The organism is Litchfieldella anticariensis FP35 = DSM 16096, from assembly GCF_000409775.1.
In the GTDB taxonomy this organism is placed as follows: Bacteria; Pseudomonadota; Gammaproteobacteria; order Pseudomonadales; family Halomonadaceae; genus Litchfieldella; species Litchfieldella anticariensis.
This window is the reverse complement of sequence record NZ_KE332392.1, coordinates 576,898-598,723: the sequence shown is the minus strand read 5'-3', so window position 1 is coordinate 598,723 and position 21,826 is coordinate 576,898. Positions and strand designations below refer to the sequence as shown.

Below are 21,826 nucleotides of genomic sequence, written 5' to 3'. Positions count from 1 at the left end.
TCACTCACGGGAGGCAACGATGTCACGTACCTTGATACTGATCGGCCTGACGATCGTCGTCATCGGCCTACTCTGGCCCTGGATCAGCAAACTCCCTTTCGGCCAGCTACCAGGCGACATCGCCATTCGCCGTGAGAATTTTTCCTTCTATTTCCCCATCACCACCATGATCCTGCTCAGCGTGGTGATCTCCATAGCACTGTGGATAATCAACCGCTAAGGAAGCCCTGAATGCAAGACGGGCAGCCGCTTGGCTGCCCGTCTCGTTCATGGCGGAGGCGACTTAGGCATTGTCTGAAAATTGCCTAGAAGAATAGCCGCTTGAGTGCTCGACCCGGGTCAGGTTCTCGCATGAAGGCCTCGCCCACCAGGAAGCCATGGACATTATGCTCACGCATGCGCGCGACATCGTTACGAGTATGGATGCCCGACTCGGTGATCACCGTCACGTCTTGGGGAATGCGCTCGAGTAGTTCGAAGGTGGTGTCGAGCCGAGTGTCGAAGGTATGCAGGTCACGATTGTTGATGCCCACCAGCGACAACTCGAGTGCCAACGCTCGCTCGAGTTCCCGGGCATCATGGACTTCCACCAGCACATCCATGCCTAGTTCCCCCGCTTGCTGGTGGAGATCTCGCATACGAGCATCGTCGAGCGCAGCGACGATCAACAGGATGCAATCGGCACCAATCGCACGTGCTTCGCTGATCTGATAGCCATGGGTGATGAAGTCCTTGCGAATCACTGGCAGCACGCAGGCTTCACGCGCGGCGATCAAGTAGTCTTCATGCCCTTGGAAGAAGTCGGCATCGGTAAGTACCGATAAGCAGGCGGCACCGCCGACCTGGTAGCTCGCGGCGATCTCGGCAGGACGAAAATCCTCGCGCATCACGCCCTTGGAGGGAGAAGCCTTCTTGATCTCAGCAATCACCGCCGGCTCGGCCTTGCGAATCCGGTCGTCGAGTGCAGCAACGAAACCACGCGGAGCGCTCTGGCGGCTAGCCAACTCGAGCAGCTCAAGCTCGGGAACCGCCTGGCTGCGCTCCCTTACTTCCTCTTCCTTGCGAGCCAGGATCCTGGCCAGAATGGTCGGCAATTCAACCGATGTAGTGCTCATATCATGTTTCCCGATTCGGCGTACCATGTAACATCGAAGGACGCCGACAGTTCACGGCAGAAGACTATTCGTCGGCAAAGACGCGCGTAAAGTCCACGAGTTCCTTCATCTTTTCCAGTGGCAGATGCGACGCCTGGGCATCCTGGGCCATCACCACACCCTCGGCAAGGGTATCGGCCACTCCCGAGACATACAACGCCGCACCGGCATTCAAGGCCACGATATCTCCTGCCGCCCCATCACCACTCAAGGCCTCCTTGACCAACCGCAGGCTATCTTCGGCCGTCACCACCTTGAGTGGATCCAGAGACTGGCGCTCAATGCCAAAATCCTCGGGCGCGATGGTGTACTCGAGAATCTCACCCTCCTTGAGTTCGGCAACGTTGGTCGGGGCCGCCAAGGAAATTTCATCCAAACCATCCTGGGCATGCACCACCAGCACATGATGGCTACCTAAACGCCTAAGCACCTCGGCCATCATCGGCACCAAGGCCGCCTCATAAACACCCAGCACCTGGTTAGGTGCACCGGCTGGATTGGTCAATGGACCGAGGATATTGAACAGGGTGCGCACCCCCATCTCGCGACGAGGACCGATAGCATGGCGCATTGCTTGATGATGCATGGGTGCGAACATGAAACCCACCCCAACCTGATCGATACAACGTGCCACCTGATTGGCATCGATATCGATCTTGATTCCCGCCACATCGAACAGGTCGGCACTGCCGGACGACGACGACACGCTCCGGTTGCCGTGCTTGGCAACATGGGCACCACCCGCTGCGGCGACGAAGCTCGATGCCGTGGAAACATTGAATAGATTCGCGCCGTCACCCCCGGTGCCAACAATATCGACGACGTTCTCGCAGTGCACTTCGACAGGCGTCATCAACTCACGCATCACCTGGGCCGCGGCACTGATCTCCTCGGCGCTTTCCCCTTTCATCGCCAGGCCAATCAGAAAGCCACCGATCTGAGCGTCGGTGGCCTCGCCGGTCATGATCGTACGCATTACAGCATGAGTTTGATCGAAACTCAGGCTCTGGCCACGCATTACGGCCGCAATGGCCTCTCGCATCAGCATAATAATGGGTCTCCGTTCCAGTCGCGCCGGTGGCGGTTAAGTGCGTTCGAGGAAATTGGCCAACAACTCATGCCCCTGGCGGGTCAAGATCGATTCCGGATGGAACTGCACTCCCTCGATATCGAGGGTCTTGTGTCTCAACCCCATGATCACGCCAGGCGTGACATCATCATCGTCCACCCAGGCGGTGACTTCCAGGCATTCAGGAAGGCTGTCGGCCGCCACGATCAATGAGTGATAGCGCGTCACTTCCAACGGATTCTCGAGCCCCCTGAATACACCGGTATCATGATGATGTACCTTCGAGGTCTTGCCGTGCATGACCTGAGGGGCCCGCACAACGTCACCGCCATACACCTGGCCAATGGCCTGGTGCCCCAGACACACGCCAAGGATAGGTAGCTTCCCGGCAAAGTGACGAATCACTTCCATGGAGATCCCGGCCTCGTTGGGAGTGCAAGGCCCGGGAGAAATGACGATGTGGCTTGGCGCCATGGCCTCGATGAACTCGATGTCGATGGTGTCGTTGCGGTATGTCTCGACCTTGGCACCCAACTCGGCCAAATATTGCACCAGGTTGTAGGTAAAACTGTCGTAATTATCCAGCATCAGCACGGACATGGATCGGTCTCCGCTTTCGCCTGGCCAGCAACTGCCAGGCGATATCATTCAGGTAATCGTGGGCAGCATTATTCGAGGTTGTCCAGGCCACGCTCGGCCATGGCTACGGCCCGGAACAGTGCCCGTCCCTTGTTGAGCGTTTCCTGCCACTCCATCTCGGGCACCGAGTCGGCCACGATGCCGGCTCCAGCCTGCACGTGCAGTTCACCGTCCTTGATTACCGCGGTGCGGATGGCAATGGCGGTATCCATGTTGCCGTGCCAGGAAAGATAGCCCACGGCACCGGAATAGATGCCGCGCTTGACCGGCTCCAGTTCGTCGATGATCTCCATGGCACGGATCTTCGGCGCACCGGACAAGGTGCCCGCTGGGAAGGTCGCACGCAGTACGTCCATCGCCGAGAGTCCTGGTTTCAGACGACCGGTGACATTGGAGACGATGTGCATGACATGCGAATAGCGCTCCACCACCATCTGGTCGGTAACCTTGACCGAGCCGACCTCACTGATCCGACCGACATCATTGCGTCCCAGGTCGATCAGCATCAAATGCTCGGCGATCTCTTTGGGATCGCTTAACAGGTCGGCTTCCAGGGCGTGGTCCTCGTCCTCAGTACGGCCTCGCACCCGGGTGCCGGCAATCGGCCGTACCGTCACTTCACCTTCTTCCAGGCGAGTGAGAATCTCCGGCGACGATCCCACCACTTGATGGTCACCGAGATTGACGAAGAACATGTAGGGTGAAGGATTAAGACTGCGCAGCGCCCGATACAGGTCCAACGGTGGTGCCTGATAGGGAATCGACATGCGTTGCGACGGTACGCACTGCATGACGTCACCGGCCAGCACATATTCCTTGATCTTCTCCACCGCCGCCTTGAAGCCCTCTTCGGTGAATCCCGATGTAAAGTGCCCCTCTTCGACGGCACTGCGACCGGTCCCTGGGCTGACAGTATTGACAGTAGCACTGCGCAACTGGATTTCCAGGCGCTCGAGCCGTGCCTTGGCGTGCTCATAGGCCTCGGCTTCCGACGGGTCGGCATGAGTCCACAGCGTCAGACGACCGGAAAGGTTGTCGAACACCACCAGATCGTTGCAGACCATCAGCAGGATATCTGGTACCCCCAGCGGATCAGGCTTGGCATCCACGTGCGGTCCACGCAAGCGAGGCTCGATATAGCGAATGGTGTCGTAGCCGAAGTAACCCACCAGACCACCGTCGAAACGCGGCTGGTCATCAAGACGCGGCACCTGAAAGCGGCGCTGAAAGGCTTCTATCCAGACTAGCGGATCCTCGACTGCAATCGTTTCTTGCGGCTCGTCATCAATGATATGACGCACCTCGAAACCATGCACTTCGACCCGCTCACGGCACGGCAGACCGATGATCGAATAACGCCCCCACTTTTCTCCCCCCTGCACGGACTCGAGCAGGAAGGTCCAAGGAGCATTGGCCAACTTGAGGTAGGTCGACAAGGGGGTGTCGAGATCGGCGAGTACTTCGCGCATGACCGGAATACGGTTGTAACCGGCCTGCGCCAGCTCGGCGAAGCGTTCGGGAGTCATCATGGCCCGGCAATTCCTTACAAGACGTTTCTAAATAGTGACGACAAGCTCGCGGAGCCCAAGGGCCCCAAGAAAAGAGAAGCGATCACCATCGCCAACGCTTGACATCGCGCATCAGCGCACCAGCGCCGTGAACGGCCAAGAGGAGTTGCAAGGAAAGGCGGGATTCCAGTGTCATGGAACTGTCCGTAAAACGAATGTTATAGCGGAATCTTATCGATTCAACGCTTCTTATAGCAGCGATTGTCCAACCCTAAACGAGTTCTGCCAGCGATTCAACCATCGCATCGGGACGACTCTCCGCCACCGGTTCGCCATGATTATAACCATACGGCACCGCCAGTGTCCGAAAGCCTGCTTGGCGCCCGGCTTCGATGTCATGCCGTGAGTCACCGATCATCAAGCAATGCTGTGGCGCAACCCCAAAGTACCTGGCCACGTGCTGCAGCGGTGCGGGATCTGGCTTCTTCTGGGGCAGTGAATCGCCACCTACACATAGACCGAAATACCGAGCCAGACCGAAACGTTCAAGAATCGGATCGATAAAGGCATGCGGCTTGTTGGTTACCAGCGCCAGCCGCATGTCTTTCGCCAGCAGTGCATCCAGTGCCTCGCGCACTCCAGGGTAGAGCCGCGTTCTTGCACTCTGCGCCTGACCATAGTGGTGCAGGAACGCCTCATGAACGGCCTCATGTACATCAGACGCAGGCAACTCTCCCGTCGCATCGCGCAGGGCTCGTTCCAGAAGTTTGTGCGAGCCGTTGCCAACCCAATCACGCACCTTGCTTTCCCCAGGCTCCGGCAGCCCCTCGTCAGCCAGCGCCAGACCAACCGCCACCGCCAAGTCGGGCACCGAGTCGATCAAGGTTCCGTCCAAATCAAAGGTGACCAGGTGAATCCCCGACAATATCGGATGCATCTCACTCTCCTTAAAAATCAATCACATAGATGATTTGCAAGGCTAGACACCCCTTCCATGCATGTAATATTACGAAAAAACATACCCAAAACCGACGTCAGCCATAGGCATATGCGTCCAAGAGGCATATGCTATTGGGCGACCGTCGCCGCTACCAGGTCGTGAGCCTTCGTGTCGATACAGGCCATTACACAAGCCCCATTTTCTTGTTGGCCAGTCGTGCACCGAAACGCCCTTCCTGACCCAGGTGACTTATTTTACGAACTTTACCTTTCACACTTTCAGTCAGGAGTCTCGCATGACCTTACCACGTATCGTGGTGGTCGGCGGAGGCGCGGGCGGACTCGAGCTGGTCACCCGGCTCGGACGCAAGCTTGGCAAGCGCAAGCGTGCCGAGATCGTGCTCGTCGATCGCAACCCCACCCACATCTGGAAGCCTCTGCTCCACGAAGTCGCCACCGGCGTTCTCGATTCGGGACTCGATGAAGTCTCCTACCAAGGTCACTCCAAGGCGCATGGCTACCGATTCCAGCGCGGCACGTTAAGTGACTTGGACCACGACGCACGTCGCTTGACCTTGGCCCCAATCATCGACGACGGCACCTTGGTCCTGCCTTCGCGTACTCTGGAGTACGACTACTTGGTACTGGCGCTAGGTAGCGTATCCAATGATTTCGGCACTCCCGGAGTGGCGAGCCACTGCCATTTCCTGGACAGCCCGCAACAGGCCGAAGCTTTCCGTCAGGCAATGCTCAACACCTTCTTGCGCTACAGCGATCCGGAGCGACGACTGCATCCCAACCTGGTCGTAGGTATCGTAGGAGCCGGCGCCACTGGCGTGGAATTGGCCGCCGAACTCTACGATGCCTCCAAGATGCTGCACAGCTACGGTTTCACGTCGCTCAACAGTGGCCAACTCGATGTACACCTGATCGAAGCGGCACCTCAGATCTTGCCAGCACTACCAACCCGTATCAGTAAAGCGGTGTATCGTGAGCTGGAAAAGCTTGGTGTGAACATTCATGTCGATACCCGAGTCACCCAAGCCGACGAACACGGTTTCATGACTGCTGACGGTACGCGTATCGAGACAGACCTCAACGTCTGGGCTGCGGGGATTCGGGCACCGTCATTTCTCTCCGAATTGGGGTTGTCCACCGAACGCAACCACCAGATCAAGGTAAAGCGCACACTGCAAAGCATCGACGACGAACGTATTTTCGCCTTGGGAGACTGTGCTGCCTGCCCACAGGCCGACGGCAAGATGGTTCCCCCGCGCGCCCAAGCCGCTCACCAGCAAGCCACACGGCTGTATCACAACCTGTGCGCGATCCTTGAAGATAAACCACTCAAGGATTTCACCTTCCACGATCGCGGCTCGTTGATCTCGCTGGCCCATTTCGATGCCGTGGGCAGCCTGATGCGAGGTGCATCGGCACGCAGCCTGTTCATCGAAGGCCGCCTGGCCAAGCTGTTCTATGCATCGCTGTACCGAATGCACCAGTTCGCCATCCACGGTGCGGTGAAGACCGGTATGACAGTCGTCGTCGATGGCATCAACCGCTTCCTTAGACCGAAGATGAAGCTGCACTGAAGAAGCGTAGGGGAAGCGCACCTGGCTGATATCAGCCGGATGCGCTTCCATAGCGGTGCTTATTCAGCAACAGGCGCCTCGTAGGAAATGCGATAGATAGCCCCGGTGAGATCATCGGAAACCAGGATCGATCCGTCGCGGAGCTGCGCCACATCGACTGGACGACCGAGATACTCGCCATTCTCATTGAGCCAGCCTTCAGCGAACGGTACGGTAGCACCGGTCACATTGCCTTCAGCATCGACAGGAGTGAACATTACCCTGGCACCAATGGGCTCGGTTCGGTTCCAGGAACCATGCTGAGCGGAAAAGATGCCACCCCGGTACTGTTCAGGAAACATCCTGCCGGTATAGAACATCATGCCCAGATCGGCGGCATGAGCATCGGTTTCGACCACGGGGGGGACAACGTCCTCGGGTATTTCCTCGTCCTTGTACTCGTTGGTGCGAACGTCTCCACCACCATACCAGGGGAAGCCGAAGTTCTGCCCCGGCTGGGTCTGGCGATTGATTTCCCCGGGAGGGATGTCGTCTCCCATGCCGTCCACCTGATTGTCGGTAAACCACAGCTCGCCAGTCGTCGGGTGGAAATCCTGACCCACCGAATTGCGGACACCATAGGTATAGACTTCTCGCTCACTGCCATCCTGGTTTACCCGGATAATTCCACCGATACCATGTTCGGCAAAGACGTCGCGGTGCTCTTTGGGTGGCACGTTGTACGGCTGTCCCAGCGATATGTAGAGCTTACCGTCGGGCCCGATATCACACACCCGAGCAGTGTGGTTGTAGCTGACGAACTCCTCCGGGATGAGCTCACCACCGGGTATGACGGGTACGGCTACCGCATCCGGACTTTCATAGAAGAATTCAGCAGCCGGGTAGGCAAGAACACGATTCTGCTCGGCGATATAGAGAACGCCTTCTGGCGAGAAGCAGGGACCATTGGGTATCGCCTTGTCGAGCGATGGAACGAAATTCTTGACCTCGTCGGCCACCCGATCCTTGTCGCGATCGGTAACGGCCCACACCTCAGTCTTGCGAGTACCGACGAAAGTGACCACCCCCTGGGGACCAACTGCCATGTGACGAGCATCCGGCACCAGTGCATAGAGATCGATCTTGAAACCATCCGGCAGCTGGATTTGCTCCAGTGTCTTGCGGACGGCATCCGCACTGGGGCTGTTCTGGTCGATCGTGGTGAATTCTGTCTCTCCCGTGATCTGGAAGCTGCCCAGCTTCTCCAAGGTATCGTCTGTCTGTGCATAAGCCGACATGAAGGCCACCGAGCCGGCAGCAAGCCCTGCGGCGAGTAGCTTGTTTTTCATTGTTCTCTCCTGGTGTGCCAGTGTGTTACCCAACCGACATCCTCACCCACGGAGTAAAGATAGCCACTAACGACAAAGACCGCCGAGTTTCGTCGGCGGTCTTTGTCGTATCTCGCATCGCACTATCGCTCTATCAATTATCGCTCGGTCAATGTTTGGCAACGGCCTCGATGCCACTGGATTGCTCGGGCTGACCATTATTGCCGTGATGGTAGATATGTACATCACGCTGGGGAAAGGGGATGCTGATACCTTCCTGGTCGAAGCGGCGCTTGATCTTCTCGGTCAAATCCCAGTAGACATCCCAATAATCGACAGCATTGACCCAAGGCCGCACGATCCAGTCGATACTGGAATCGGCCATGGCGTTCATGCGGATATTGGGGGCTGGTGACTCCAGTACCCGTTCGTCCTCGGCAATCACTTCTTCCAGCACCCGCCTTACGGTATCGATATCGTCTTCGTAGCCCACACTAACCACCAGATCCACTCGGCGAGTGTCATGGGCGGAATAGTTGGTGATGGCGCCCGCCATCATTTGCCCATTGGGGACCATGATCTTGCGATTGTCGGCGGTCTTGAGCTCGGTGGTAAAGATTTGGACATCCTCGATCATGCCGGCGACACCACCGGCCTCGACGTAGTCGCCGATCTTGTATGGACGAAAAATGATCACCATCACACCAGCAGCGAAATTGGCCAGCGAGCCCTGTAACGCGAACCCCACTGCAAGACCGGCAGCACCAATCACTGCAATTAGCGAAGCCGTCTGGATGCCGATCCGGCTAATCGCCGCTAACACCACGAAGATCAGTAACAGGGCATAAAGAATATTGCCGAGGAACTTGACCAGAAGCGGCTCGAGATTACTACGCTGCATGCCCTTGAGCGCCACGCCATGCAACAATTTCGCCACCCAGCGACCGATGATGAAGATCGCAATGGCGGCGATTAGATTGAGTGCGAGAGATGTCCCCGCCGTCTGCAGATAGTTCAGTACCCCTTGCGTATCCATAATGCTCCCTCTCATGGATGAAAAACATGGCTGACCGGGAAAACGGCCATCCATCGCCCAGACACTTTTATGGCCCTAGTTGCGGTGCTGCGCAACCCAAAGGCGCTTGTTGGCCGCCGATAGACGCTTGACCCTAGCCTCGAGGCGCAGCGCTTCCCCATGTGAGCCTACCATTTGTTGATAGACCAACCGCAGGGGGCCCTTACCACGCAGCGCCTTGGCACCGAGACCACGGCTGTGCTCGTAAAAACGTCGCTCGACATCAGTGGTAACGCCCGTGTACCACGCACCAGCGGCGGTCTCGATCATATACAGATGCCAGACTGGTGCATCGCTGCTGTCGTCTTTCTCCATCGCCTCAGGCTCTAGCCAACTCGTCGCGAAATGCCCGGACCACGCTATCGTAACGATTTGGGTCGGACTCACTGAACGCTTTGAATATCGCCGAGCCAGCGACGAACGTATCAGCGCCGGCACGTGCTATCTCAAGAATATTATCGACCTTGACGCCACCATCGACTTCCAGGCGAATGTCACGACCACTGTCTTCGATACGCTGCTTCGCCTCATGTAACTTGCCCAACGTACTGGGCAGGAATGACTGGCCACCAAAGCCCGGATTGACGCTCATCAACAGGATCATATCGATCTTGTCCATCACGTAATCGAGATACGACAAAGGCGTAGCGGGGTTGAACACCAACCCTGCCTGACAACCACCATCACGGATGAGTTGCAGAGAACGGTCAATATGTTCTGACGCTTCGGGATGGAAGGTGATGTAAGAGGCCCCGGCCTCGATGAAGTCACTGATGATGCGGTCCACTGGCTTGACCATCAAGTGGACATCGATGGGCGCGGTGACTCCATGTTTGCGCAATGCCTCGCAGACCATGGGTCCAATGGTCAGATTGGGGACGTAATGGTTATCCATGACGTCGAAGTGCACCATGTCGGCGCCAGCGGCCAGCACGTTATCCACTTCTTCTCCCAAGCGGGCGAAATCGGCGGAGAGAATCGAAGGAGCAAGCTTGAAATCGGGGCGATGATCGGACATTGAGCGAGTCCATTGTCGGGTGACTGATTGAAAAAGATAGCTATTCTAACAGGAACCATCCGCTAGCTCGTATCTCGTGCATCAGCGTGTCATGCACGAATGCGTTTGGTGGGCGGCTTTCTTCACCAATACCAAGGATATGGTCATGACCGCTATTATCCCGAGAGGCGTCAAGCCCCTCCTCTTCGCATCCTCACTCCTGTTCTGTGCAATGACCGGTAGCGTAGCGGCCCAACCGGCAATTCTCGAAGGCGAACGTTTCCACCCACAGGTAGGAACTCAAGGCATGGTCGCCACCAGCCACTTCCTGGCCTCTCAAGTCGCGCACGACGTACTGGCTGCCGGTGGCAATGCGGTAGACGCTGCCGTGACCGCCGGTTTCGCCTTGGCCGTTACCCAACCACGTTCAGGGAATATCGGTGGTGGAGGTTTCATGCTGATCTCCGACGAGAACAGTGGTGAAGTGATCGCCATCGACTATCGTGAGACCGCTCCCTCCGCTGCCTTCGAGACCATGTTCCAGAACGAAGACGGCGAGGCTGTCGCCGAACTCTCACGCTATACCCACAATGCCTCCGGTGTCCCCGGAACAGTCGCCGGATTGGCCTTGGCATTGGAAGAGTATGGCACCCTGACACTGGCTGAAGCCCTTGAACCGGCTATCCGTCTAGCCGAGAACGGCTTCACGGTTCCACCGCGCTTCGTCGAGGGCATCCGCGATACCCGAGAACGCTTGGAACAGTGGGAATCGACACGCAAGGTGTTCTTCAAGGAAGACGGCAGCTTCTACGAGGTGGGGGATATCTTCCGCCAACCCGACCTGGCAGCCACACTCAAACGCATTGCCGAGCATGGTCCACGCGAGTTCTACGAGGGGGAAACCGCCGAGTTGATCGCCGCCGAGATGGAACGCCATGATGGCCTGATGACACGCGAAGACCTCGCCAGCTACCAACCGGTGATCCGCGAACCCAGCCACGGCACCTATCGCGGCTATGATATCTATGCCATGAGTCCGCCCTCTTCGGGCGGGGCGCATATCGTGCAGATGCTCAACATTCTCGAGCAGTACGACATCGGCACCATGGGCTTCAATTCGGCCCAGACCATACATCTCATGGCCGAGGCCATGAAACGTGCCTATGCCGACCGCTCCGAGTATCTCGGTGACACTGACTTCGTCGATGTGCCACTTTCCGGTATCACCTCCAAGGAGTATGCCGCCGAGCTACGTGCCGGCATCGACCTGGAGACGGCCACGCCAAGCGATACCATCGCGCCGGGTAACCCGCTGCCCTATGAGTCCAACGAAACGACTCACTTCTCGATCGCCGACAGCAATGGCCTGGCGGTCTCCAACACCTACACCATCAACTTTAGTTATGGCTCGGGTATCGTCGTTGATGGTGCTGGCTTCCTACTCAACAACGAGATGGACGACTTCTCGGCCAAACCCGGCGTACCCAATGCCTATGGCTTGATTGGGGGTGAGGCCAACAAGATAGAGCCCGGCAAACGCATGCTGTCATCGATGACCCCGACCATCGTCAAGCGCGATGGCAAGAACTTCCTGATCACCGGCAGTCCTGGTGGTTCGCGCATCATCACCACCACACTGCAGGTATTGATGAACGTCATCGACCATGGCATGAACATCCAGTCGGCGGTTAGCGTGCCCCGGATTCACCATCAGTGGCTACCCGATGAGTTGCGCATCGAAGAAGGCATCAGCCCCGACACCATCAACCTACTGGATGCCATGGGACATACCGTCAGCCAGCAGGAAGCGATGGGGGCCGCCCAATCGATCATGATTGGTGACGGCATGTACTATGGAGGTGCCGATCCACGTCGCTCGACGTCGTCCGCGATGGGGCTCTGATCCCGGATGGCCCGGCAGTGCCGGGCCTTTTTCATCGACTATTGCTACTAATGAAGAGAGCTTCATGCCGGCCTTCATTCTCGCCATCGCTGAACTATTCGGTACTGCCTTGTGGTTCACACCTAATGCCGTACTTCACGATCTGCAGGTTCTATGGTCGCTGCAAACAGCCGACCTTGGCTGGTTGACTGGTGCCGTTCAAGGCGGTTTCCTACTCGGAACCCTAGCCATCGGACTCTCTGGCCTTGCCGACCGGATCGATGCCAGCCGCCTGTTTGCCGCCTGTTGTCTGGTGGGCGCATTGTCCAATGCCTTGCTGCCCTGGGCTGGGAGCCTATGGCCTGCGGTTGCGCTACGCGTCATGACTGGCATGAGCTTGGCTGGTATCTACCCGGTGGGCATGAAGCTGATGGTCGGCTGGACACCTGGGCGCACCGGTTTGGGGTTAGCGCTACTGGTGGGCATGTTAGTGCTGGGTACGGCACTGCCGCACGGACTGCGAGCCCTGAGCGAGCTACAGGGCACAGGCATGGCCTGGCGGAATGGCATCCTGGGAGCCTCGGGACTCGCATTGCTGGCGGGCATTCTGGTGTGGCGACTCGGTGAGGCTCCAGACATCCGGACCGCGAAATCGCATGCTCCCGCAACGACAGCTTCAAGGCTAATCGGTATCCAAGCCTTTCACATCAAGGACTTCCGCCGTGCTGCCAGCGCCTACTTCGGCCATATGTGGGAACTCTATACGCTATGGGCATTACTGCCGCTGATGCTACTGGCCAGCATGCCAAAGCTGTCGACGACCACCCTGGCGCTGGGCGCCTTTGCCCTGATTGCCATCGGCGGCCCGGCCTGCTGGTTGGGTGGCTGGCTAAGCCAATCCTTGGGGAGTCGTCGCATCGCCCAATTGGGGCTAGCCGGCTCGGCAACCTGCTGCGCCCTCTACCCTCTGTTAGCCTGGCTCCCCACCCCACTGTTGATTGCCTTCCTCGCACTCTGGAGCGCCCTGGCCGTGGTCGACTCACCACAATTCTCGGCACTCTCCGCTGCGGCCTGCCCAACCACCATCGTCGGCAGCGCCTTGACGCTACAGAACGCCATCGGTTTCGCTGTCTCGATGCTCTCCTTGCTGGTGTTGATCCCATTATGGCAATGGCTCGGCGCCTGGTTGGCCTGGATCATACTGCCGGGGCCACTGTTCGGTCTCTGGTGCCTCGCCACACATCGCCCCTTGGCGACGACCTCTCCCGCCGATACGGGCCGTTGAGGCTGCCTGCCAAGCTTGCATTATGTCGTAGCAGCATGGCACACAAGGCAATGGCATTGGTCAAGACACACAGGCCAAGGTTAAGTTGGCGCCACGTCTTCATGCCACCCAAGAGCGTCTCTACTTGCCATGACCACCCCCATGACCTCTGCAGCCACCATTACCGCCTCCGAGTTCCCCACGCGAGAGGAAAAGGACCTCTTGGGTACTCTGCCAGTACCCATGGAAGCTTACTACGGCATTCAGACCTTGCGGGCGGTCCACAACTTCCACCTCAGTGGTGTGCCGCTATCGCACTACCCCAAGCTGGTCATCGCCCTGGCCATGGTCAAGCAGGCCGCCGCCACCGCTAACCACCGCTTGGGCTACCTGGATGAAACCCGCTTCAAGGCCATCACCGAGGCCTGCCAATTGGTGATAGACGGTCAGTACCACGACCAGTTCGTGGTCGATATGATCCAGGGAGGTGCCGGCACCTCCACCAACATGAACGCCAACGAGGTGATCGCCAACCTGGGGCTGGAGTTGATGGGGCACGCCAAAGGCAACTACCGATATCTGCACCCCAACAATGACGTCAACATGGCGCAATCCACCAATGACGCCTACCCTACGGCAATTCGCCTGGGCCTGCTGCTCGGCCACGACGCCCTGTTGACCAGCTTGCAACACCTATGCCAAGCCTTCAGTGACAAGGGTGAGGAGTTCGCCAAGGTGCTGAAGATGGGCCGCACCCAACTGCAAGATGCCGTGCCCATGACCCTGGGTCAGGAATTCCACGCCTTCGCCAATACTCTCAACGAGGACTTGGGCCATCTGGATAAGCAAGTTCCCGCCCTGCTGTGCGAAGTCAACCTGGGCGGTACCGCCATCGGCACTGGTATCAACGCCGACCCACGCTACCAGCGCCTGGCTGTCGAGCGACTGGCAGATATCAGTGGTCACCCTCTGGTTCCGGCACTGGACTTGATCGAAGCCACTTCGGACATGGGCGCCTTCGTGCTGTTCTCAGGAATGCTCAAGCGCCTAGCGGTCAAGTTGTCGAAAATCTGCAATGACCTGCGCCTGCTATCCAGCGGGCCACGTACGGGTCTCAATGAGATCAATCTGCCGCCGCGCCAGCCCGGTAGCTCGATCATGCCTGGCAAGGTCAACCCGGTCATTCCCGAGGCCGTCAATCAGGTCGCCTTCGAGGTAATCGGCAACGACCTGGCACTGACCATGGCCGCTGAAGGAGGCCAACTGCAGCTCAACGTCATGGAGCCACTGATCGCCTACAAGATCTTCGACTCGATCCGCCTGCTGACCCGCGCCATGGACATGCTGCGCGAGCACTGCATCACGGGGATCTCCGCCAACGAGGCACATTGCCAAGAAATGGTCGAGCGCTCCATCGGTCTGGTAACGGCGCTCAACCCCTATATCGGTTACGAGAATTCCACCCGTATCGCCAAGGAAGCGTTGCATAGCGGACGCGGTGTGCTGGAGCTGGTACGCGAGGAAGGGCTGCTGGATGACGACACCCTGGCCGAGATCCTGCGTCCCGAGAGCATGATCGCCCCCAGACTGGTGCCATTGGCGTAACGAGATAATGGCAGAGCGTGCACTGATCTCTTGACCCGCGGCCATCGCCTGAAAGCCGCACTCGGCTTATACTCAGCACCAAAGCCTCGTCGTCAAACAGGGAGTTAAGGATGCAAAGACATTGGTTGTCGGGATTGTGCTTGTTCATGGCCTTGGTATTGCTCGCAGGTTGTTCCAGCCCCCATTACTTGCAACCCAACCCGAAGGTCACAGCTGACATTCCGCAAGCGGGCGGGGGTCAACAGGTCAGCGTCAACGTGGTGGATGGGCGTGAGTCAGAGGTGCTCGGCACCCGCAGCGGTGCCGCCATGTCGACCGCGACCATTACCGTCTATGCCCATGATCTGGTCCCTAAATTGCAGGCACAAGCCGAGCAGGCCGTGCGCCAAATGGGCTTCACTCCCACTACCGAGAGTGTCGAAGGACGTCCCAGCCTGACGCTGACCCTGACTCGCCTGGGCTACGAGCGTGGTGATGGCCAGCCCGTGCTCGGTAATGCGCGACTGGAAGCCATTTTTCGCTCCGTCGCAAAGAATGCCGGGTATACCTACACCGGCACCTACACGTCACGCCGTGATCAAAGCTACGCAATACGCCCCAACCGCGAAGATAATACGAACATGGTCAACGAGTTGCTGAGCGACGGTTTGAACCGCGCTTTCCGCGATCCGGAACTCGGCCGCCTGTTAGCTCGCTGAAGGATTGGCAACGAGCGCCCGTGACACGGACGCTCGTTGCTGTATCACATGTTAGGGCCCTGTCTTACCATGGCCCATACGCTTTCCTGCCAACCATTCTCTTCGGGCTCGCTATCTTCGAGGTGAGTCAACTCGAAGTTGTGAGCGAATAACCGCCGAACCTCGTCGGTATCGACACTGTATGGGGGACCGCGATCGTCGCCCGGAGCTCGTGTCAGGCTAATCAACAATCCACGGACGCCAGGAGGGATCAACTGAGCCAGATGAAAGGCATAACGCTGCCGTGTCGCCTCAGGCAAGGCGATCAAGGCAGCACGGTCGTAGAGGGCCCCGATTTCCGCCGCCTGTTCGATATGGAAGTGGAAGAAATCGCCACCCCAGAGTTCGATGTTGCCTTGACGCCGTACCTCGAAGCCGTCTTGATGGTAGCGCAAGACTTCCCCTTGCCCTTCAGCGGTAAACTGGTCGAGCGCGTCGCCTGATAGCTCTATGCCCAGCACAGGGTGTCCCCGCTCTGCAAGCCAGCGCATATCCAAGCTCTTGCCACACAAAGGTACCAACACCTTGGTTTCGGAGGGTATGCCGAACTGAGGCCAGTAGCGTCTCAGCGCCGGATGAGGGGCATCGCGGTGAAACCCGATCCGTCCCTCGCGCCAGCGCGCCAACCACTCGTTCACTACCTCTGGCTTCTCGCTCATTCGGCCTCTCAGAACCAACGGTCGCTCTTCTTGCGACGACGCGGCAGGTGGGGCACGATAAGTCCCAGGATCAGGCCACCCCCCGCCACACCACCGCCATACATGAAGTAGCGCATCAATAAATCTTCTTCCTGGGTGTCCAACCGCGCTTGGAGTCCCCGCACCGACTGCCGGGCATCGGTGACCTGACTATCAAGCTGCTGATTGCGTGCTTCGAGTTCAGCGATGCGCTGCTCACGGGCTTCCAGTGTGTCTGTCATAACCGCGACACGTCGCTCCCACTCTTCATTGATGCCTTCTAGTTCGGCCGTCAGAGACTCGACCTGGGCTTCCAGTTCGGGAAGCCGCTGCGTGGCGCTTGGCTCATCCTGCAGCTCCCTGGACAATACCCAGACACGATCCCCATCGCCATCCACTACCTGGGAATAATCGCCACTGGTATCGAGCACCGTGACCGGCTCGCCGGAGGTAAGGGTGCCGACGATGCGATATCCATCAGTGGGCCCACTACGTACGAAGGTGGTCAACTCATCGGATACCCAGCGCCTGTTGTCATCCGCATCTTGCGCCATCAGGGGCAAGCCCCATGTTGTCAGCACTGCACCCGCGATCAGAATATTGAATTTACGCATAATTTTGCCGTCTTGATGACTGTCAAAGGGCTCCTGAAACGCTGCCACACGCTGGCTTGCGACTCCCGCACCTCCCGTGCGGGTGGTGTCGCGATGAGACTTGTCCTCATCCACACTTTCTGTGGATAAGCCTTGGGAAAACCGATCTCCAAGGCTAGGGTGAGCGGCGAGCCACCTGGCACAGCCACGGATCGGTCATTTTTTGACCTACCGATCCTCCCGCGGCGACCATCCGGTAGGACGCGGAAACTCCGTTACCTTGCCTTCGGCTTTGATAGCCTTGGGCGTCCCCTCGCGCTCCACTTCGTCGATGCGCACGATGGCATTCATGGGGATATAGCTACGACCGACCCCCTCGAAGGTCCGCCTCAGTTTTTCGGTGGACGGGTCGACCACCAGCTTGGAAGCATCTTCGAAGACGAAGGCCTCCACTTCGATGAAACCCCACAGGTCGCTCTGAAAGACCTCTCGTGCGTAGAGTTCCCAGATCTCGCCCTGGTTATGAAACACGATTCGGTAAATGGGCTTGGACGCCATATTGACCCTGTGCTAAACGTCACTAAGACATAGGAATAAGATCGGCCTTGCGGCCCCGGACCCGAAGAATACCATAGACAGGCTCACGGGCGGCACGGTGCTGGCCCCATCGACGCAGGACCCGTATAATCACCGATCTGATCCGACCCCGGCCGCCTGGCCACACCCTTTAACATTCCTGGAAACTGGTGACGAGTCGGGCGCATCAAGCGTCACGACGGTATTTTTATGGCGAAGAAACTCTTCATCAAGACCCATGGCTGCCAGATGAACGAGTATGACTCCGCCCGCATGGCGGATCTGCTCGGCGAATCCCATCAGCTTGAGCTGACCGACGATGAGCGAGAGGCCGATGTCATTCTGCTCAACACCTGCTCGATCCGCGAGAAGGCTCAGGAGAAGGTCTTCCACCAACTCGGCCGCTGGAAGAAGCTCAAGGAAAGCAACCCCGACTTGGTGATCGGTGTCGGTGGCTGCGTGGCCAGTCAGGAGGGAGAAGCGTTGCGCAAGCGCGCCCCTTATGTCGACATGGTGTTTGGCCCCCAGACCCTGCATCGTGTGCCGTCCATGCTCGATGCCCGCCAGGCCGACCAGATTTCGGTAGTCGATGTGACCTTTCCCGAGATCGAGAAGTTCGATCACCTGCCCAAGCCGTCATCGGATGGAGCCACGGCCTTCGTCTCGATCATGGAAGGCTGTTCCAAATACTGCACGTTCTGCGTGGTGCCCTACACCCGCGGTGAAGAGGTGTCACGTCCGTTCGAGGCGGTGATGGATGAAGTCATCCACCTCGCGGACCAGGGCGTACGCGAGATCAACCTGCTGGGTCAGAACGTCAACGCCTATCGCGGCGAGAACCAACTCGGTGATGAAATCGACCTGGCCGAGTTGATCGCCTGCGTGGCAGCGGTTGAGGGAATCGATCGAATCCGCTTCACCACCTCACATCCGGTGGAATTCTCCGATAGTTTGATCGAAGCGTATGGAGAGATTCCCGAACTGGTCAGCCACCTGCACTTGCCGGTGCAGTCCGGCTCCGACCGTATCCTCGCGGCCATGAAGCGTGGTCATACAGTCGAGGAATATGTCGATAAGATGGAGCGTATCCGCGCCCTGCGCCCGGATATCAGCTTCTCCTCGGACTTCATTATCGGCTTCCCCAGCGAAACGGAGGCTGACTTCGAAGCCACCATGGATCTGATCCATCACATCGGCTTCGACGTCTCCTTCAGCTTCGTCTATTCGGCACGTCCTGGTACGCCAGCAGCCAGCCTCGAAGACGAAACCCCGGAAGCGGTCAAGAAACAGCGCCTAGCCATATTGCAGGAACGTATCAATCAGCAAGCCATGCAGATCAGTCGACGCATGGTGGGAAATACCGAACGTATTCTGGTCACAGGCTTTTCACCCAAAGACCCGGGGCAGCTCTCTGGCCGAACGGAGAACAATCGTGTCGTCAACTTCCGCGCCGCCAACCCAGCCGAATTGATCGGCTATTTCGTCGATGTGGAGATTACCGAAGCGCTCCCCAACTCTCTGCGAGGTGAACTGGCCTCTCCTGAGCGGTACTGATCTCTGGTGCCGCTTACGACCAAGGGCCAGTCTTGCGGAATTTGCCATTGCCCCGAGCCGGCTCGGGGCAGTAAGCTCCCTTAATCTCACTGCAACGCATGGATCCTCTGCTCTTGAGCCAGAACAGTACTCAGGCCAATCGCATCATCACCCTGACCCTCGAACCCAATGACCCCATGCGTCTGGCCAATCTTTGCGGCCAGCGCGACGAACACCTCAAGCTAGTCGAGTCACGGCTTGGCGTGACTTTGCGTAATCGCGGCAACACTTTTCAGCTCGCCGGCCCCAGTCCCCGCGTGAAGGCTGCAGCCAATGTCATCGAACACCTTTACCGGGAAGCCGAAGCCAGTGAACTTTCTCCCGACACGGTGCACCTGTTCCTGCAGGAATCTGGCCTCGAGGCACTGGAGGAAGACGAAGGGACGGGGGATGAAGGCGAGGTGCTGCTGCGCACCCCCAAGGCACTGATCAAGCCGCGTGGCTTCAACCAGCAAAGCTATGTCCAGAGCATCCGTGCTCATGACATCAATTTCGGTATCGGCCCGGCGGGTACCGGCAAGACCTATCTGGCCGTTGCCGCCGCAGTCGAAGCACTCAATCAACAGGAAGTGCGACGTATCCTGCTGGTACGTCCGGCGGTCGAGGCCGGTGAGAAACTTGGTTTTCTGCCAGGCGACCTGGCACAGAAGATCGATCCCTATCTGCGCCCCCTGTATGACGCCCTCTATGAGATGATCGGCTTCGAGCAGGTTGGCAAGCTGATCGAGCGTCAGATCATCGAGATTGCGCCGCTGGCCTATATGCGCGGACGCACTCTCAACAACTCCTTCATTATTCTCGACGAGAGTCAGAACACCACTCGCGAGCAGATGAAGATGTTCCTGACGCGTATCGGTTTCGGCTCCACGGCGGTAATCACTGGCGATATCACTCAGGTAGACCTGCCACGCGGCCAGAACTCCGGTTTGATCCAAGTATTGGAAGTGCTCAAGGACACACCTGGAATTGGGGTGACCCACTTTGCCGCCAAGGATGTGGTACGCCATCCTCTAGTACAGCGCATCATCGAGGCGTACGATCATTTCGAAGCACAGGAAGAAGCTGCCGAACGTGCGCGTAAGCAGGAGCGTGAGCAACTTCGCCGTGAGCAGCTATCCCGCCAGCAGGCAAACGGCAACGATCAGAAGCAAGATCAGGATGGTGGACCCAAGAGCGGTCAGGAGTCCTCCTCATGAGTGAACCTCCTCCGGTCATTGTCGATCGGCAGGTAGCATTGTCCTACCCTGCCGATAGCGAGACACTGCCCTCTCAAGCCGAACTCGAAAACTGGGTTGGCGCGGTGCTCTCCTGTCATCCCGATGAGGTACGTCATGAACTGACCGTGCGCTTTGTCGACGCGGTGGAAAGCCGTTCGCTGAATCGCGATTACCGCGGCAAGGACAGACCGACCAATGTCTTGTCCTTTCCTTTCGACGCTCCCGCCGGTATCGAGCTACCGTTATTGGGTGACCTGGTGATCTGTCATGAGGTGGTCGTCCGCGAGGCAAACGAACAAGACAAGTCACTCACCGCTCACTATACCCATATGGTGGTGCATGGCACCTTGCATTTATTGGGTTACGACCATATCCAAGATTCCGAGGCCGAACGCATGGAACGACTCGAAGGTGAGATTCTTGCTCGCTTCGGTATAGCCGATCCTTATCTGCTGCCCCACGGCCCCCTTGATTCCGAGGACAAGAGACACGACGCATGAGCGAAGACCGATCGAGCGGCCAGGGCAACAAGTCTTGGCTCGAGAAGTTGTTCAGCGCCTTTACCAACGATACTGACGAACCCAGTTCCCGTGACGAGCTGCTCGAATTCCTGCGCGAGGCTGGCTCGCGTCTGCGTCTCGACCAGGATGCCCTGACCATTATCGAAGGCGCCCTGCAAATCAGCGACCAGCAGGTACGAGAGGTACTGATTCCCCGATCTCAGGTAACCGCCATCACTGTCGATCAACCCACTGAGGAGTATCTGCCGGTCATTCTCGAGACGGGTCACTCCCGCTATCCGGTAGTAGGCGAGAATCTCGACGAAGTGTTAGGGATCCTGTTGGTCAAGGACCTGCTGCCACTACTGTGTCAGAAACCCTCCAGCCAAGAATCGTTCGAGCTACGCAGCGTATTGCGTCCGGCGATGTTCGTGCCCGAATCCAAGCGCCTCAACAGTCTGCTCAAGGAGTTTCGCGACACGCATAATCACATGGCTGTGGTGGTGGATGAATACGGCGGCACCGCGGGCATCGTGACCATCGAGGATATCCTCGAACAGATCGTCGGCGATATCGAGGACGAACACGATATCGATGAAGAAGAGGATATCCGTGAGCTAGGCAACGGTAGCTACGCTATTCGGGCCCTTACCCCGATCGAAGATTTCAATGACCGCTTTGCCACCGAGTTCTCGGATGACGAATTCGATACCGTCGGCGGCCTGGTGATGCAACGCTTTGGTCACTTGCCGCGCCGCGGCGAATACGCTGACCTCGGCACCTGGCGCTTCACGGTCCTCAATGCCGACAACCGTCGTATCCGCTTGCTGCAAGCCGAGCAGAATCGGAATGTCACCACCCATGAGGAAGAACACAGCTGAGCCTAGGTGGTCGCACCGTTC

At 58.0% G+C, this 21,826-nt stretch carries 22 protein-coding genes; 10 read left to right on the top strand and 12 right to left on the bottom strand.

The window, feature by feature from the left end:
- The first annotated feature begins 19 nt into the window (after positions 1–19).
- Positions 20–220: a DUF2905 domain-containing protein gene (locus tag L861_RS18350; RefSeq protein ID WP_016418144.1), complete on the top strand. Its 201-nt coding sequence runs from the start codon at positions 20–22 to the stop codon at positions 218–220.
- An 85-nt stretch (positions 221–305) separates the two neighbouring features.
- Here L861_RS18350 and trpC read toward each other — a convergent pair whose 3' ends face one another.
- From trpC to L861_RS18325, 5 genes are all read right to left on the bottom strand, one after another.
- Positions 306–1,115, bottom strand: a complete 810-nt coding sequence (gene trpC, locus L861_RS18345; protein WP_016418143.1) for an indole-3-glycerol phosphate synthase TrpC — start codon at positions 1,113–1,115, stop codon at positions 306–308.
- Between the two features lie 64 nt (positions 1,116–1,179).
- Entirely contained in the window at positions 1,180–2,202 is a 1,023-nt protein-coding gene (gene trpD, locus L861_RS18340) for an anthranilate phosphoribosyltransferase (protein ID WP_016418142.1), read from the bottom strand.
- A gap of 36 nt (positions 2,203–2,238) precedes the next feature.
- A complete protein-coding gene (locus L861_RS18335; protein ID WP_016418141.1) occupies positions 2,239–2,823 on the bottom strand; it encodes an anthranilate synthase component II in 585 nt (194 codons plus the stop codon).
- Positions 2,824–2,891: 68 nt separating this feature from the next.
- On the bottom strand, positions 2,892–4,388 hold the full coding sequence (gene trpE, locus L861_RS18330; RefSeq protein WP_027947927.1) for an anthranilate synthase component I: 1,497 nt from the start codon (positions 4,386–4,388) through the stop codon (positions 2,892–2,894).
- Between the two features lie 253 nt (positions 4,389–4,641).
- Positions 4,642–5,307: a phosphoglycolate phosphatase gene (locus L861_RS18325; RefSeq protein ID WP_016418139.1), complete on the bottom strand. Its 666-nt coding sequence runs from the start codon at positions 5,305–5,307 to the stop codon at positions 4,642–4,644.
- A 298-nt stretch (positions 5,308–5,605) separates the two neighbouring features.
- On the opposite strand from L861_RS18325, the gene L861_RS18320 reads away from it, so the two are divergent.
- Entirely contained in the window at positions 5,606–6,901 is a 1,296-nt protein-coding gene (locus tag L861_RS18320) for an NAD(P)/FAD-dependent oxidoreductase (protein WP_016418138.1), read from the top strand.
- 59 nt (positions 6,902–6,960) lie between these two features.
- Here the strand turns inward: L861_RS18320 and L861_RS18315 are convergent, their stop codons facing one another.
- The 4 genes from L861_RS18315 to rpe form a co-directional block, all read right to left on the bottom strand.
- Positions 6,961–8,229 carry a PQQ-dependent sugar dehydrogenase gene (locus L861_RS18315; RefSeq protein WP_016418137.1) on the bottom strand — a complete coding sequence of 423 codons (1,269 nt, stop codon included), beginning with the start codon at positions 8,227–8,229 and terminating at the stop codon, positions 6,961–6,963.
- Positions 8,230–8,377: 148 nt separating this feature from the next.
- Entirely contained in the window at positions 8,378–9,244 is an 867-nt protein-coding gene (locus L861_RS18310) for a mechanosensitive ion channel family protein (protein WP_016418136.1), read from the bottom strand.
- A 75-nt stretch (positions 9,245–9,319) separates the two neighbouring features.
- Complete coding sequence (locus L861_RS18305; protein WP_016418135.1) at positions 9,320–9,598, bottom strand: GIY-YIG nuclease family protein; 279 nt, start codon at positions 9,596–9,598, stop codon at positions 9,320–9,322.
- Between the two features lie 4 nt (positions 9,599–9,602).
- A complete protein-coding gene (gene rpe, locus L861_RS18300) occupies positions 9,603–10,301 on the bottom strand; it encodes a ribulose-phosphate 3-epimerase (protein WP_016418134.1) in 699 nt (232 codons plus the stop codon).
- 211 nt (positions 10,302–10,512) lie between these two features.
- Here rpe and ggt point away from each other — a divergent pair, with 211 nt between their 5' ends.
- The 4 genes from ggt to L861_RS18280 all read left to right on the top strand — a co-directional run bounded on the left by ggt (position 10,513) and on the right by L861_RS18280 (position 15,729).
- On the top strand, positions 10,513–12,183 hold the full coding sequence (gene ggt / locus L861_RS18295; protein ID WP_236617178.1) for a gamma-glutamyltransferase: 1,671 nt from the start codon (positions 10,513–10,515) through the stop codon (positions 12,181–12,183).
- A complete protein-coding gene (locus L861_RS18290; RefSeq protein WP_081645888.1) occupies positions 12,134–13,447 on the top strand; it encodes an MFS transporter in 1,314 nt (437 codons plus the stop codon). The genes ggt and L861_RS18290 overlap by 50 nt, the downstream gene beginning before the upstream one ends.
- Before the next feature lie 141 nt (positions 13,448–13,588).
- Positions 13,589–15,031, top strand: a complete 1,443-nt coding sequence (locus tag L861_RS18285) for an aspartate ammonia-lyase (protein ID WP_027947925.1) — start codon at positions 13,589–13,591, stop codon at positions 15,029–15,031.
- A 110-nt stretch (positions 15,032–15,141) separates the two neighbouring features.
- Positions 15,142–15,729, top strand: coding sequence for a YajG family lipoprotein (locus L861_RS18280; protein ID WP_016418130.1), 588 nt, complete (start codon positions 15,142–15,144; stop codon positions 15,727–15,729).
- A gap of 44 nt (positions 15,730–15,773) precedes the next feature.
- Here L861_RS18280 and L861_RS18275 read toward each other — a convergent pair whose 3' ends face one another.
- The 3 genes from L861_RS18275 to L861_RS18265 all read right to left on the bottom strand — a co-directional run bounded on the left by L861_RS18275 (position 15,774) and on the right by L861_RS18265 (position 17,596).
- The gene (locus tag L861_RS18275; RefSeq protein ID WP_016418129.1) at positions 15,774–16,427 is read right to left on the bottom strand and encodes a class I SAM-dependent methyltransferase; all 654 of its coding nucleotides are present in this window, start codon (positions 16,425–16,427) and stop codon (positions 15,774–15,776) included.
- A gap of 8 nt (positions 16,428–16,435) precedes the next feature.
- A complete protein-coding gene (locus tag L861_RS18270; protein WP_016418128.1) occupies positions 16,436–17,059 on the bottom strand; it encodes a TIGR04211 family SH3 domain-containing protein in 624 nt (207 codons plus the stop codon).
- Between the two features lie 207 nt (positions 17,060–17,266).
- Positions 17,267–17,596, bottom strand: coding sequence for a DUF1820 family protein (locus L861_RS18265; protein WP_016418127.1), 330 nt, complete (start codon positions 17,594–17,596; stop codon positions 17,267–17,269).
- Positions 17,597–17,824: 228 nt separating this feature from the next.
- Between L861_RS18265 and miaB the strand changes: the two genes are divergently transcribed.
- The 4 genes from miaB (at position 17,825) to L861_RS18245 (ending at position 21,805) form a co-directional block, all read left to right on the top strand.
- Positions 17,825–19,168 (top strand): tRNA (N6-isopentenyl adenosine(37)-C2)-methylthiotransferase MiaB, encoded by a 1,344-nt coding sequence (miaB, locus tag L861_RS18260; protein WP_016418126.1) that lies wholly within the window; start codon positions 17,825–17,827, stop codon positions 19,166–19,168.
- Positions 19,169–19,281: 113 nt separating this feature from the next.
- Positions 19,282–20,403: a PhoH family protein gene (locus tag L861_RS18255; protein ID WP_016418125.1), complete on the top strand. Its 1,122-nt coding sequence runs from the start codon at positions 19,282–19,284 to the stop codon at positions 20,401–20,403.
- Positions 20,400–20,924, top strand: coding sequence for an rRNA maturation RNase YbeY (ybeY, locus tag L861_RS18250; RefSeq protein ID WP_016418124.1), 525 nt, complete (start codon positions 20,400–20,402; stop codon positions 20,922–20,924). Before L861_RS18255 ends, ybeY begins: the two co-directional genes overlap by 4 nt.
- Positions 20,921–21,805, top strand: coding sequence for a CorC family transporter (locus L861_RS18245; protein ID WP_016418123.1), 885 nt, complete (start codon positions 20,921–20,923; stop codon positions 21,803–21,805). The genes ybeY and L861_RS18245 overlap by 4 nt, the downstream gene beginning before the upstream one ends.
- Positions 21,806–21,826: the final 21 nt, after the last annotated feature.